We start from the raw sequence: 12569 nt of genomic DNA, 5'->3' as shown, positions 1-12569 counted from the left end.
GCACCGTATAGCCCGAATCGGCCCCCGGACCGAAATCTTCCCATGCTTCACAGGCGCAGCATTTCCAGATGCGGCACGCGTTCGCCGAACTTCTCCTCGTAGCCTTCGCCGGTGACGCGAAAGCCCAGGCGTTCGTAGAAGTCCCGGGCGTTCAGGGTGGAATCGAGCCGTGCGATCTTCCCGCCGCCATCCGCCGCGTCCCGGTCGCAGGCGTCGAGCAGCAGGCGCCCGATGCCATTGCCCTGATGGTCGGGATCGACGAAGAGCGCCATCAGCCATTCGCCGCGCCAGCTCGCGAAGCCGGCCCGCAAACCTCTGTGTTCCGCTATCCAGAACCGCTCGCCGCGCTCGTCGCGAGCGCGCAGATATCCCTCCGGCGTGCGGTCCCTGAGCCAGGCCGCGACCACCGCCTCGGGCAATAACGGCGCGCAGGTCATCGAGACCGCGCGTTCGTGAATCGCATGCACCACCGGGACGTCCTCGTCGCGCATGGGACGGATGACGATTTGGCTCACTGGCATTGCTTGGCGTCCTCCCCTAGCGGCCCCTATTATCCAGCCATCGGACATTTAGGGGAGGGTTCGATGCCACTTGTTTCGAAAACCGTCATCCGGAGGCCGCGTCGATGATCGCCAATCTGGATGTTCGCCGGGTCGCCGGCGCGCTCGGCGCGGAGATCACCGGCGTCGACCTCAGGGAACCGCTGGACGAGGCGACGACACGCGCCATCCGTCAGGCGTGGCTCGACAATCTGGTCATCTTCTTCCGCGACCAGGACCTTACCGCCGAGCAGTTCCTGCGCTTCGCGAAGGCCTTCGGGGAAGCCGACCGCTATCCCTTCGTGAAGGGCCTGGACGATCACCCCGAGATCATCGAGGTGATGAAGCTGGCGCACGAGAAGACCAATTTCGGCGGCGTCTGGCATTCCGACACGGTCTATCTCGAAGAGCCGCCGATGGCCTCGATGCTGCTCGCCCGGGAGATTCCGCCCTATGGCGGCGACACGCTGTTCGCCAACCAGTATCTCGCCTACGAGGCGTTGTCGGAACGGTTCAGGGACATCCTCGACGGGCTGGTCGCGGTGCACTCGTCGGCCCGGGCCGACGTCTCCAAGACCCGGGAGGACCGGATCGGCACGTCGGGCACGGCGGAAGCCGGCAAGGAATATCTCTCGCATCATCCGGCGGTGCGGACGCATCCGGAAACAGGGCGCAAGGCGCTCTACGTCAACACCGCCCACACCGTGCGTTTCGACGGCATGACCGAAGCCGAGAGCCAGCCGATCCTGCAGTACCTGCATCAACATCAGGTCAAGCCGGAGTTCACCTGCCGCCTGGTCTGGCAGCCGGGCACCATCGCCTTCTGGGACAACCGCTGCGCGATGCACAACCCGATCAACGACTATCACGGCTTCCGGCGTCTGATGCACCGGATCACCCTCAAGGGCGACCGGCCGCGATAGCGTCGCCGTCGTCGCGGGCGCGGAAGGTTTCGCCCTCCTCCGGCCGGGCCTCGGAGATCTTCAGGGAATCGGGCGGCGCGATTTCGTCGGTGAAGGTCTGACCGACCAGGATCTTGTCGACGGTCCGGCCATCGCTCGCCAGCGGCAGGAACAGCCGCCTGGTCTCGGCCGCCCGGCCGACGTCCCAGCGGAAACGGCCGGTCGAGAAGATCGGCAGGGCATCCCGCGCGGTCTCGAGGAACAGCTGTTCCAGATACCTCCGGTAGTCGCCGAACATGATCTCGTCGAGGTGGCGGCCCGTGAAGTCGCTGCCCCAGCGGTCGACCATGTTGGTGCCCACCAGCCGGAAGCGGATGCGTTCTCCGTCGATCAGGTCCGCCAGAACCACATAGCGCAGGAGGTCGCGCATCTCGACGGGATCGATGTCGCGGCGGCCCGGCCGCTGCTCCGCCGAGCGCTTTCCGGACCAGTAGTCATAGAGCCGCTCCAGGATCGGATCCTGTAGGCGGGCCCGGAACTGCGCGGACATGAGCGCGTTTCTCCGCCTGATTTTGCGTCGTTCACACTCTTCCTCGCCCAGCGCCCGCCGGAATGCAAGAAGACGAGGCGGATGCCGCCTATTCCGCCGCCGGGTCGCCGGCCGCACCGGTCTCCATCGGAAGGTCGGGGTCGGCGGACCATTCCAGCAGGGAATCGTCATACAGACGGAGATTGCCGTGTCCCGCCACGCGCAGCGCGAACAGCGCCGCCGCCGCCGCGATGCCGCCGCCGCAATAGGTGATCACGGGCCGGTCCGGGTCGATGCCGCCCAGCAGTTCGCGCATCCGCTCCGGGCTGGCGAAGGCCCCCGTCGCCGGGTCCAGCAGTTCGTTGGCGGGCAGGCTGACGCTGCCGGGGATGCGGCCGGGCCGGCCGTAATGGGTGCCGCCCGTGCCCTCGAATTGCGGTCGTGAGAGGGCATTGAGCAGCAGGGCGTCGCCGGTCTCCATGGCCTGCCGGACATCCGCCCGGCCGGCGACCGCCGCCTCGTCGCGCGCGCCCCGGAATCGGGAGGGCGTGAAGCGCTCCTCGCCCGTGGCGACCGGCCGGCCCTCGGCGATCCAGCGCTGCCAGCCGCCGTCCATGATGCGGACGTCGTCCAGCCCGGAGACCGTCAGCACCCACCAGGCCCGCGTCACCGCGACCGGCGTGCCGGCGCCGTAGAGCACCACCGTGTCGCCGCGTTCGATCCCGATTTCCGAGAGAACGCGGTCGATCCGGTCCTGCGGCGCGATGGCGAAGGGGTAGGCGCCCGCCGCGTCAGAGAGGTCGTCGACCATGTGCAGATAGGCGCCGCCCGGAATGTGGCCTTGGAGCCAGTGATCGCGCCCGCCATGAATGGTGGATGCGCCGACGGGTTTCGTCTCGAACCAGACCGAGCAGTCGATGACGCGGATCCGGTCCAGGTTGGCTTCGACGAATTCGGGCGTGACGATCAGGTCGTCGGTCATGGCGTCCTCCCCAGGTTGCGCCGGCGCATCATAGCGGCGGGAGGCGCGCTGGCGACCCCTGCAGGACTCGAACCTGCGACCTACAGATTAGGAATCTGTCGCTCTATCCGGCTGAGCTAAGGGGCCGCTGGGGCCGACGATATATCAGCCCCGCGGCGGATTCCCAAGCTTCAGGAAGGCGCTTTCAGCGCGTCGTCGAGGATCTGCGCGTGGTCGAAGGCGAGGTCGAGTTTCCGCCAGTCGGCGTGGAAGGCGGCGAAGGCGGCGTCGTCGCCGCCTGCGGGTTCCGGTGCGCTCGGCGGCAGCCGGAAGAGGAAGGCGACGGAAACCACGTGACCGCGCGGATCGCGCCCGGGGTCCGAATAGACCCCGATCAGCCGCTCCGGCCGGGCCTGGATGCCGGTCTCCTCGGCCAGTTCGCGGGCGGCCGCGTCCTCGACGCGCTCGCCCAGGTCGACGAAGCCGCCGGGCAGGGCGTGCATGCCTTCGAACGGCGGCTTGCCGCGGCGGATGAGAAGCAGCCGCCCTTCGGCGTCGAAGACGACGCAGTCGACGGTCAGCGCCGGGCCCTGGCGTGACATGGAACCGGGCCGCGCGGTCAGGCGCCGGGGCCGTATTTGAGCTTCTTCAGCGCCTCGGTGACGGCGCCGACATGGGCCTTCTCGCCGCCGCCCATGTTCTCGGCCACGGCCGAGGAGAGCTGTTCGGCCTCGTCCAGCCAGTTCTCCAGCACCCGGCGCTTCTCGTCGTCGTTCAGGTCGCCGTCGGCGAGCACGTCGGCCGGCGCGTCATAGACCGCGCCCGGCTCCTTCATGGCTTCATCGAGCTTCTTGTTCATTTGTTTGCTCCTTGTTCCCTCAGCGGGTCCGGCGCGCGCCGGACCCGCCTGCGACATGGTGACGGCCATCCGGCTTTTGAACCCGGCGCTAACGAGCTGTTTACCGTCGCGGACTAGGGTTCCGCGACCATTCGTGAACAATCGTTCGGAAATTGCGGCGGCCATTGCATGGCGCATCTGGAAGTCAATCTCGAGCACGTCACCATCCTCGTGGCCGATCCCCACGACGGATCGCGCCGCATCGTCGGCGAGATGCTGCACGCGCTGGGCGCCAGGAACGTCATCGCCGTGACGACGGTGGAGGCCGCCCGGGAAGTGCTGGGTGGCGAGTGCGTCGACCTGATGATCTGCGATTACCGGCTGAGCGAGGGCAAGGGCGCGGCGTTCATCAGCGAACTCAGGGCGGACCGCACCAATCTCGCGCGCAGCATTCCGGTGCTGATCACCTGCAGCCATACGCGCCTGCGCGACGTTCAGGCCGCCCGCGACTGCGGCGCCAACATGGTGCTGGTCAAGCCGCACAGCGTCACGTCCCTCTACGACCGTCTCGCCTGGGTGGCGCACAGGCCCCGGCCGTTCGTCAGCTCCAGCGGCTACAACGGTCCCAGCCGGCGTTTCCGCGACGAGGTGAGCGAGAATCGCCCCGCGCGCCGCAAGGACGATGACCCGATCGACGGCGAGGCCGGCGAGGCCGCGGTCGAACCCGCCCGCGCGTCGGCCGGCTGAACATGGCAAAGGAACCCTGCAGTGACCGATGACGCCATTGTCGAGCACCTGCCGACGCGCTTCTCGCAGCTCGCGCGTCAGAAGCCGCGCATCGGCCGTGCCGAGGCGCTGCGGCGCGGCGCCTCTGCGGTCGAGAATCTGCGTGAGGATTTCGAAGCCTGGCTGGCCGACGACCTCGCTTCGCTGGCCGACCTGATGCGGCAGGTCCACGAACAGGGCGGCTTCGCCGGCGAACGCTACCGGGCAGTCTACGCCCGAGCGCAGTCGATCCGGGATCTCGCCGGCACCTTCGGCCGTCAGGATCTCACCGACGTTGCCGACAATTTCTGCGAGCTGATATTCCGCATGGGCGAAGCGCGGGCATACGAACCCGGTCCGCTGACGATCCATTTCGATGCGCTGCGCATGGTCTGCCATTCGCCGGGCATGGTGGCGGAGGATCTGGCGGTGCTGCTCGACAGCCTGCGGCAGCTGGTCAACAGGTTCCCCGATCCGGACGCCCGCCTGCGCCAGCGGCTGGCCCAGGAGGATGCGCAGCGGGCGCGCAAGCAGGCGGCGGCGGAGCGCGGCTGAACTTCGACCCGCCCGAGGCTTGCGTCGGCGGGACCGGTGACGACAATGGCCGCGTCGCCAACCGCCTCGTCTGGACCCCCCTCATGAAACGCTTTCTGGTACTCGGCGTCATCGTCGCCGCGGTCGCGGCCGCCGGCGTCTGGTTCGGCCTGCCCCTCTATGCCGAGGAGCAGTTCCGTTCCGCGCTGGATTCCTATGCCGCCGGGCGGGGGGACAACCGGGTAAGCCATGCGGATGCGCGCGTCGACTACTGGGACGACCGGGCGACGCTGGCGCGGTTCACCGACCGTCTTGATCTGCCCTTGCCGGGCGGGCGGTCGGCGCCGCTGCTGGTGACCTTCGAGGACGTCGAGATCCGGGACTATGACCTGGGCGCCCTGGATGCCGCGCTGGCCGGCAATGGATCGGCGGAACAGCCCCTTGTCGAGCGCCTGTCCTGGCAGCGGCTCAGCGTCGCCCGGGCGAGCGACGGCGTTGTCGTTCTGACGGGCGGAGCCGGCGCGCTGGAGCGCGTGTCCGCGGCGCGTCTCGCGCCGCCTGTGCTGGTAAACGCGGCCGGGCTGGAGGTCGCCGGATTCGTGCAGAAGGACCTGGCGCTCGATCTGACGAGCGAGGGTTTCAAGGCCACGGGCAGGCTCAAGTCCGTGATGATCGAGGGCGCGGCGGCCGGGGGCGTCGCGCGCGCCGAGACCGGGTCTCTGGAAATGCGCCTTCTGGCGCGGCACCCGGACTGGGAGCGGTCGGTCGACGCCTCGGTGATCTCGGGCCGCCTCGCGGTCGGCGATATCGCATATGGCGCGGAGGGCGTGGTCAGCTTCGCCGAAGTGGTGCACGAGGGCTTCCTGGTCGATTACGACCTGCCGCCCGCGGCAGCCGGCGAAGGCGCCGGCGCCGAAGCCGAGGCGCCGCTGAAGGGCCAGGTCGGCTACGAGAGCTACGAGATTGCCGGCGGCCGTTTCGATCCGATGTCGTTGGCGCTCTATCCGGCCATGATCCGCGCCGCGCCGCAGGAGGATGCGCCGCGCGACAGGGAGGCGCTGGCGGCGCTGGTCGAGCTGGCGGTGACTGTCCTCGAGCGCGCCGTCCGCCTGGAGACAGGAATGGAACGGGCGGTCATGCGTGGCGTGCTGGTGGATCTGGGCGACCTGCAGCGCCAGAGCATCGGCCGGATCGAGATCAGTCAGGTCCACGGCCTGACGCTGGAGAGCGCGGAAATGGTCGATCAGACGCAGGTGGACCGGTTCGGCAACCGCTCCACGGTCGCGCGGTCGGTGGTCTCGGGACTCGATCTGAGCGACTTGCCCGCCTATCTGCGCCGGGTGCTGGGCGATCCGGTCACGCTTGAAAAGCTGGACGCGGCGGGCGGCTACTACCGCGAGACGAGTATTGCGGAGGCGGTGCCGCCTTTCGACCTGGGCCGCTGGCTGGTCGAGGACCAGCGGATCCAGTTGGCCAACGGCGGCGAGGTCACCGTGGCCCGCTACGAGCAGTCTGCCTTTCGCGCCGACGCCGAGGGCCGCGTGGAATTCGCCTTCGCCGTCGACGGCATGACGGTCGGGCTGGAAGACGTGGCGACGGTGCGGCCCGGCTACCGGCCCCTGATCGAGACGCTGAGGTCCGAGGGCTTCGAACGCCTCGACCTGAACATGGACTTCGACCTGGGAATCGATCTCGCCGGCGGCGTCATCGACCTGCGCCGGCTCGGGCTGTCGGCGGACCGGCTGGCCGAGACGGGGTTCTCGGCGCGCCTGTCGGACCTGGACTTCGAGGCAATGCGCAACCAGCCGGAAGCGCAGCGCAACGCCCAGATGATGCAGGCGGCCCTGAGCGGTCTCCGGTTCAGGCTGGCCGACGACGGCGCGCGGCGGATCGCCTTCCGCATGATGGGGGGCAGCGATCCCGAATCCGCCGCGCAGGTGCGCGAAGGTCTGGCCGCGCAGGCAACCCAGATGGGACTCGCCTTCGGGACGCCGCGAACGGCGCGGATCGGTGAGGCGGTGGCCGCCTTCCTGCGCGAGGGCGGCGCGCTGGAGATCGCGACACAGGCGGACGCGCCGGTTCCGATCCTGCAGCTGATGGTCCTGTCGCAGCGCGACGGGCCGGGGGCCGCCGCCGAGGCGCTGGAGCTGGAAGCCAGCCACAGCGCCCCGGAATAGGCCGGCCGGTCAGGCCGCCTGCAGCTCCTTGATGGCTTCGGCCATGGCGAGCTGCTTCTTCGCCTGCTCGACATGCAGGTTCTCGATCATGCGGCCGTCGACGGTGACGACGCCCTTGCCTTCGCGCTGGGCTTCCTCGAAGCCGGCGACGATGCGCGCCGCGCTCTCCAGCTGCGCCTCGGTCGGCGAGAAGACCTCGTTGCAGGGCCCGACCTGGGAGGGATGGATCAGGGTCTTGCCGTCGAAGCCGAGTTCCAGGCCCTGGCGGCAGATCGCCCTGAAGCCTTCCTCGTCCTTGATGTCGTTGTAGACGCCGTCGAGGATCTGGATGCCATAGGCGCGCGCCGCCAGCATGCACAGACCCAGCGAGGTGATCATCGGCAGGCGGTCGGCCGTGTGCTGCGCGCCGGTATCCTTGGCGATGTCGTTGGTGCCCATGACCCAGACCGCAACGCGGCTGGAGGCGGCGGCAATCTCCTTCGCATTCAGGATGCCGATCGGCGTCTCCATCATGCACCACAGCGCCGTGGCCGCCGGCGCGCCGGCCTCGTCCATGGCCTCCACCAGCTTCTCGACCGTCGCCGCGTCGTTGATCTTCGGCACCAGAATCGCATCCGGGCCGGCTTTGGAAACGGCGTCCATGTCGTCGGCGCCCCAGGGCGTGTCGAGACCGTTGATGCGGATGATCATCTCGCGCTTGCCATAGCCGCCGTCGGCGATCGCCTTGCAGACCTGCTCGCGCGCCTGGGCCTTCGCGTCCGGCGATACCGCGTCCTCCAGGTCGAGGATCAGCGCATCGGCGGGAATGGACTTCGCCTTCTCCAGCGCGCGGGCGTTGGAGCCCGGCATGTAGAGGACCGAGCGGCGGGGACGGACGTTGGCAGCCATGTTCGAAATCTCCCTCAATGAAGCCGGCGGCACTATAAAGGCCGGAATCGGTTCTGCAACGAGGGGGCGCGGGTGGCGATCCTGTCCATCTCCAGCCAGGTCGCGAAGGGCCATGTGGGCAATTCGGCAACCGCATTCGCGCTCCGCCGGCTGGGCCACGAGGTCTGGGACGTGCCGACGGTGGTCCTGAGCCACCATCCCGGCCACGCGAAGCCGGAAGGGCTGGCCGTGCCGCCGGATACCCTGGCTGCGATGGTCCGTTCCGTGCTGGCGCGCGGCCGGCCTTCGGCGGTCTTCTCGGGCTATCTGGCGGAGGCGGCGAACGGCGAGACAGTGGCGGAGACCGTCGAGACCCTGCGCCGCGATGGCCCGACCCCCTATGTGATCGACCCGATCCTCGGCGACGCCGACACCGGCGTCTATGTCCGCGACGGCGTCGAGGCGGTGATCCGGGAGCGGCTTCTGCCGCTGGCCGACGTGGTGCTGCCAAACTGCTTCGAGCTGGGCCTGCTGGCGGAGATGGAGATCGGCCGCACGGAAGACGCGCTGGCCGCCGCGCGGTCGTTGATCGCGAAGGGCCCAAGGGCGGTCATCTGTACCTCGGCGCCGGCGGAGACGGGGCGGGTGGCCGTTCTGGTGGTGACATCCGATCGGGCGTGGCGGTTGGAAATGCCGACCGTGCCGGACGCGCCCAACGGCACGGGCGACCTGTTCGCCGGTGTGTTCATGGCGCGCTGGCTGGAGGGGATGAAGCTGCAGGAAGCGGCGGGTCACGCCGCCGGCGCGGTCCATGCGGTGGTCGCCTGGTCGAAGGCTGTCGGCGACGAGGATCTCGCCCTCGTGGTCGCCCAGTCGGCCCTGGCCGACCCGCCGTCATTGCCGGGCATCGAGGTGTTGTGATCCGATTGGAATCCGTCGCTGCCCGGCTTGTCCGGGCAGCCCATTGCCCGCGCCGCTGTCATGGATCGCCCGGCTGAGCCGGGCGATGACGAAGATGGGGCTCCCGCTACGCGCCCTTCGGCGCGCGGGAGAAGACCAGCATGACCACCGCGCCGGTCTTGCTGCCGGCGATGTGCTGCGTGCCGGGCGCACGTATGGCGAAATCGCCCGCCCTGTAGGTCGTGTCGGCGTCGTAGAACTCGCCTTCGAGGACGTAGATCTCCTCGTATTCCTGATGCGCGTGCAGCGGCGCGTAGGCGCCGGGCTCCACCTTCATCAGCCAGGTCCTGTGGCCGCCTTCAGGGTCCTCGTGCAGCGGCTTGACCAGAAAGCCTTCGGTGTCGCTTTCCTGCCAGGCCGTGCCCGCGGTGCGCTGCACCAGCGTGCCTTCGGCGGGTTTCGGCAGGGCGTCGCCCTGGCTGTGGAAGATCTCGTTCATGGCGTACTCCCGTCCGCGTTCAGGGCCTCGGCCCAGCGCTCCGCCCATTCTGACAGACCGCGCAGCTGCCGGCCAAGCTCCTCGCCCATCGCGGTCATCTCGTAGCCGTCATCGCCCGGCCGGACGATCCCCATTTCGCGCAACGATTTCAGGCGGCCGTTGAGCACTGTCGGCGAAACGTCGTCGCAACTGGCGCGCAGCGCCCGGAAGGTCAAAGGACCGTTTCGCAGCTCCCACAGGATGCGCAGCACCCAACGCTGGCCCAGCAGGTCCAGCAGAGCCATGACGGGGCGGCCGGTGGTCGAGCCGCGGACGGGCGTTCCGGGTCTTGGGGTCACGGTTAGTTCTCCGATTGACGCTACTAAAAATGTAGCATATGTATTTGCTACTGAAAACGTAGCGAAAGGCCCTTGCCATGTCCAATCCGCTCGCCCCGGTCGCCCGGCCCTATGCGCCCGAGGTTGCCGATCTGCTGTCCCGCTATCCGCAACGCGACGGCTATGTCCTGAAGCTGTTCCGCAGCTTCGCCAACAGCACCCGGTTTCTCGGGAAGGGCGTGGCGAACCTGCTGGACCGGGAGAGCCCCTTGCCGATGCGGCAGCGCGAGATCGTCATCCTCCGAGTCACTGCCAATCTGCGCTGTGAGTACGAATGGGGCGTGCATGTTGCAGCATTCGGCAGCCATGTTGGGTTCACCGAGGCGCAGATCCGCGCGACGGCGGGCGAGGGCGGGGCGGCCGATTGCTGGGAGGACGCGACGGAGCGGCTGTTGCTGGATGTGGTCGACGACATCTGCCGCGAAGGCGCGCCGGCGCCGGAACGCCGCAAGGCCTTCCGCGCCGCCTGGAGCGCCGAACAGCAGCTCGAGATCCTGGCGCTCTGCGGCAACTACCACACGATCAGCTTCGTCGCGAAGACGGCGGAACTGGAACCGGAGGACTTCGCCGCGCGGTTCCCCGGCTGATCAGCCGGTGCGCCTGCGGCGGCCGCCGCGTCGCCGGGGCGGATCGCCAGCCGCCGGTCCCGAGCGGGCGGGCAGGGCGACCGCTTCGGCCAGGCAGGGAAAGGGCTCCGCCTTGTTGGGGAAGGCCATGGCATTGACGAAATGGGCCTGGAACTTCGGCTCCATCGCGGTCTCGACCTTTTCCACGTCGCGCACCAGCTTCTCGACCTCGCGGCGATGGCCGCGGTTGAGCAGCGCCATGCGCGCACCGGTGCCGGCGGCGTTGCCGACCGCCGCCACCTGGTCCAGCGCACAGTCGGGTATGAGTCCCAGCACCATGGCGTATTTCGGGTCGATATAGCTGCCGAAGGCGCCGGCCAGCCGGATGCGGTCGACGGTTTCCACGCCGAGGCGATCCATCAGCAGCCGCACGCCGGCATAGAGCGCGGCCTTGGCGAGCTGGATGGCGCGGACGTCGGTCTGGGTCACGCGCACCGCCACGCTGCCTTCGCGCCAGAGCACGTAGCTGAAGGTGCGGCCGTCCGAGATGACGCGGTCGGAGCGTTCGAGCATTGCGCCGTCGACCACGCCGTCCTCGTCGATGATGCCGGCGAGGAACATCTCCGCGATCGTTTCCACGATGCCGGAGCCGCAGATGCCGGTGACGCCGACCGCCGGGCTCTCCACGGCGAATTCGGGCTCGTCGGACCAGCGGTCGCAGCCGATGACCTTGATCTTCGGCTCCAGCGTCTCCGGGTCGATGCGGACGCGCTCGATGGCGCCAGGCGCCGCACGCTGGCCGCACGATATCTCCGCGCCTTCGAAGGCCGGCCCGGTGGGCGATGAGGCCGCCAGCAGCCGGTCGCGGCTGCCGAGGACGATCTCGGCGTTGGTGCCGACATCGACCAGCAGGGTGATCGCTTCGCCCCGATGCGGCGCCTCGGCGAGCGTCGCGGCGGCGGCGTCTGCGCCGACATGACCGGCGATGCAGGGCAGGACGTAGACGCGCGCGCCGGGGTGGATCTCCACGCCGATCTCCCGCGCGGGCAAGGCGACGGGACCCGAGACGGCCAGCGCGAAGGGCGCGCCGCCGAGCTCGGTCGGATCGAGGCCGAGGAAGATGTGGTGCATCACCGGGTTGCCGACGAAGGTGGCGTCCAGGATGTCCTCGCGGCCCGCATTCGCCTCTGCCGCGACCTTGTCGATCAGGCCGGAGACGGCCCCGCGCACGGCCTCGGTCAGCGCCGGCAGGCCGTCCGGGTTCATCAGCACGTAGGACACGCGGCTCATCAGGTCCTCGCCGAAGCGCACCTGCGGGTTGGCGGTGCCGGCGGAGGCCACGGTACGGCCGCTCATCAGGTCGACCAGATGCGCGGCGATGGTGGTGGAGCCGATATCCACGGCGAGCCCGAAGGCGCGCTGGCGCAGTTCCGGCCAGAGACCGATGATCACCGGTCCCGCGCCGTCGTCGTGGACCGCCGCGGTGACCTTCCAGCCCCCCGTGCGCAGAACCTTCTGCAGGTGCGGCAGCAGCGGCGCGTCCAGCCGCGCGCCCTCGACCATCCATTCGCGCGCCAGCGCCTGTTGCAGGCGGTCGAGATCGCCGCTGGGATTGGCCATGTCGGGTTCGGCCACCTCGACGTACATCAGACATACCGCCGGGTCGCGGTCGATATGGCGGGTCTCCGCGCGCTTGCGCACGATCTGCTTGTTGACTGCGGAATCCGTCGGCACGTCGACCACCAGATCGCCCCCGATCCTGGCCTGGCAGGAGAGCCGGCGGTCGGCGGGCAGTGCACGGCGCCGGGTGTAGCGCGCCTCGACCTCGCCCACGGCGCTGAGATTTTCCGGGCTGGAGGTGATCTTGTGCTTGGCGAAACGCCCGGCGGTCGGCGTCACCTGGCAGCGGCCGCAGAGCCCCCGTCCGCCGCAGACGCTTTCGACATAGACGCCGAGGGAGCGGGCGGCGTCGAGCAACGGCGTGCCGTGGGCAAACCGGCCCCGCCGGCCCGAGGGCATGAACACGACCAGCGCGTCCTTCGTCTCGCTCATCTCGCGCGCCTCGCCGTTCGCTTGTTCATGTCCGGCGATTAGACCACGTTCGGCCCCGAGGCG

15 protein-coding genes and 1 tRNA gene are annotated in these 12569 nt (G+C 69.0%); 6 read left to right on the top strand and 10 right to left on the bottom strand.

What is annotated here, in order from left to right; genetic code table 11:
* Window positions 1–47 precede the first annotated feature (47 nt).
* Entirely contained in the window at window positions 48–491 is a 444-nt protein-coding gene (locus tag TEF_14095; GenBank protein ID ANK81800.1) for a hypothetical protein, read from the bottom strand.
* Between the two features lie 134 nt (window positions 492–625).
* Between TEF_14095 and TEF_14090 the strand changes: the two genes are divergently transcribed.
* Window positions 626–1462: a taurine dioxygenase gene (locus TEF_14090; GenBank protein ID ANK81799.1), complete on the top strand. Its 837-nt coding sequence runs from the start codon at window positions 626–628 to the stop codon at window positions 1460–1462.
* Here TEF_14090 and TEF_14085 read toward each other — a convergent pair.
* The 5 genes from TEF_14085 to TEF_14065 all read right to left on the bottom strand — a co-directional run bounded on the left by TEF_14085 (window position 1440) and on the right by TEF_14065 (window position 3790).
* Window positions 1440–1991 carry a hypothetical protein gene (locus TEF_14085; protein ID ANK81798.1) on the bottom strand — a complete coding sequence of 184 codons (552 nt, stop codon included), beginning with the start codon at window positions 1989–1991 and terminating at the stop codon, window positions 1440–1442. The two genes, TEF_14090 and TEF_14085, sit on opposite strands and share 23 nt — an antisense overlap.
* 88 nt (window positions 1992–2079) lie before the next feature.
* The gene (locus TEF_14080; protein ANK81797.1) at window positions 2080–2952 is read right to left on the bottom strand and encodes a hypothetical protein; all 873 of its coding nucleotides are present in this window, start codon (window positions 2950–2952) and stop codon (window positions 2080–2082) included.
* A 49-nt stretch (window positions 2953–3001) separates the two neighbouring features.
* A tRNA-Arg gene (locus TEF_14075) sits at window positions 3002–3078 on the bottom strand.
* 44 nt (window positions 3079–3122) lie between these two features.
* Window positions 3123–3533, bottom strand: coding sequence for a hypothetical protein (locus TEF_14070; protein ID ANK81796.1), 411 nt, complete (start codon window positions 3531–3533; stop codon window positions 3123–3125).
* 17 nt (window positions 3534–3550) lie between these two features.
* Entirely contained in the window at window positions 3551–3790 is a 240-nt protein-coding gene (locus TEF_14065) for a hypothetical protein (protein ANK81795.1), read from the bottom strand.
* A 168-nt stretch (window positions 3791–3958) separates the two neighbouring features.
* On the opposite strand from TEF_14065, the gene TEF_14060 reads away from it, so the two are divergent.
* The 3 genes from TEF_14060 (at window position 3959) to TEF_14050 (ending at window position 7245) form a co-directional block, all read left to right on the top strand.
* Complete coding sequence (locus TEF_14060; protein ANK81794.1) at window positions 3959–4516, top strand: hypothetical protein; 558 nt, start codon at window positions 3959–3961, stop codon at window positions 4514–4516.
* A gap of 21 nt (window positions 4517–4537) precedes the next feature.
* The gene (locus tag TEF_14055) at window positions 4538–5089 is read left to right on the top strand and encodes a hypothetical protein (protein ANK81793.1); all 552 of its coding nucleotides are present in this window, start codon (window positions 4538–4540) and stop codon (window positions 5087–5089) included.
* 83 nt (window positions 5090–5172) lie between these two features.
* Entirely contained in the window at window positions 5173–7245 is a 2073-nt protein-coding gene (locus tag TEF_14050) for a hypothetical protein (protein ID ANK81792.1), read from the top strand.
* 9 nt (window positions 7246–7254) lie between these two features.
* Here the strand turns inward: TEF_14050 and TEF_14045 are convergent, their stop codons facing one another.
* Window positions 7255–8133, bottom strand: coding sequence for a malyl-CoA thiolesterase (locus tag TEF_14045; GenBank protein ID ANK81791.1), 879 nt, complete (start codon window positions 8131–8133; stop codon window positions 7255–7257).
* Between the two features lie 72 nt (window positions 8134–8205).
* On the opposite strand from TEF_14045, the gene TEF_14040 reads away from it, so the two are divergent.
* Window positions 8206–9033, top strand: coding sequence for a pyridoxal kinase (locus TEF_14040; protein ID ANK81790.1), 828 nt, complete (start codon window positions 8206–8208; stop codon window positions 9031–9033).
* A 106-nt stretch (window positions 9034–9139) separates the two neighbouring features.
* Here the strand turns inward: TEF_14040 and TEF_14035 are convergent, their stop codons facing one another.
* The gene (locus TEF_14035; protein ANK81789.1) at window positions 9140–9511 is read right to left on the bottom strand and encodes a hypothetical protein; all 372 of its coding nucleotides are present in this window, start codon (window positions 9509–9511) and stop codon (window positions 9140–9142) included.
* Complete coding sequence (locus TEF_14030) at window positions 9508–9849, bottom strand: transcriptional regulator (protein ID ANK81788.1); 342 nt, start codon at window positions 9847–9849, stop codon at window positions 9508–9510. Before TEF_14030 ends, TEF_14035 begins: the two co-directional genes overlap by 4 nt.
* A 77-nt stretch (window positions 9850–9926) precedes the next feature.
* On the opposite strand from TEF_14030, the gene TEF_14025 reads away from it, so the two are divergent.
* The gene (locus TEF_14025; protein ID ANK81787.1) at window positions 9927–10475 is read left to right on the top strand and encodes a hypothetical protein; all 549 of its coding nucleotides are present in this window, start codon (window positions 9927–9929) and stop codon (window positions 10473–10475) included.
* Here the strand turns inward: TEF_14025 and TEF_14020 are convergent, their stop codons facing one another.
* Window positions 10476–12506, bottom strand: a complete 2031-nt coding sequence (locus TEF_14020) for a drug:proton antiporter (protein ANK81786.1) — start codon at window positions 12504–12506, stop codon at window positions 10476–10478.
* Window positions 12507–12569 lie beyond the last annotated feature (63 nt).

Source organism: Rhizobiales bacterium NRL2 (genome assembly GCA_001664005.1).
Classification (GTDB): domain Bacteria; phylum Pseudomonadota; class Alphaproteobacteria; order Minwuiales; family Minwuiaceae; genus Minwuia.
The sequence above is the reverse complement of the archived record's forward strand: the minus strand, read 5'-3'. Positions and strand labels throughout refer to the sequence as shown.

Bases quoted from the DNA above. Each gene is read 5' to 3' on its own strand.
- TEF_14035 (ANK81789.1), bottom strand. From the start codon at position 9,511: ATGAACGAGATCTTCCACAGCCAGGGCGACGCCCTGCCGAAACCCGCC.
- TEF_14045 (ANK81791.1), bottom strand. From the start codon at position 8,133: ATGGCTGCCAACGTCCGTCCCCGCCGCTCGGTCCTCTACATGCCGGGC.
- TEF_14020 (ANK81786.1), bottom strand. From the start codon at position 12,506: ATGAGCGAGACGAAGGACGCGCTGGTCGTGTTCATGCCCTCGGGCCGG.
- TEF_14060 (ANK81794.1), top strand. From the start codon at position 3,959: ATGGCGCATCTGGAAGTCAATCTCGAGCACGTCACCATCCTCGTGGCC.
- TEF_14070 (ANK81796.1), bottom strand. From the start codon at position 3,533: ATGTCACGCCAGGGCCCGGCGCTGACCGTCGACTGCGTCGTCTTCGAC.
- TEF_14065 (ANK81795.1), bottom strand. From the start codon at position 3,790: ATGAACAAGAAGCTCGATGAAGCCATGAAGGAGCCGGGCGCGGTCTAT.
- TEF_14095 (ANK81800.1), bottom strand. From the start codon at position 491: ATGCGCGACGAGGACGTCCCGGTGGTGCATGCGATTCACGAACGCGCG.
- TEF_14085 (ANK81798.1), bottom strand. From the start codon at position 1,991: ATGTCCGCGCAGTTCCGGGCCCGCCTACAGGATCCGATCCTGGAGCGG.
- TEF_14025 (ANK81787.1), top strand. From the start codon at position 9,927: ATGTCCAATCCGCTCGCCCCGGTCGCCCGGCCCTATGCGCCCGAGGTT.
- TEF_14080 (ANK81797.1), bottom strand. From the start codon at position 2,952: ATGACCGACGACCTGATCGTCACGCCCGAATTCGTCGAAGCCAACCTG.
- TEF_14050 (ANK81792.1), top strand. From the start codon at position 5,173: ATGAAACGCTTTCTGGTACTCGGCGTCATCGTCGCCGCGGTCGCGGCC.
- TEF_14090 (ANK81799.1), top strand. From the start codon at position 626: ATGATCGCCAATCTGGATGTTCGCCGGGTCGCCGGCGCGCTCGGCGCG.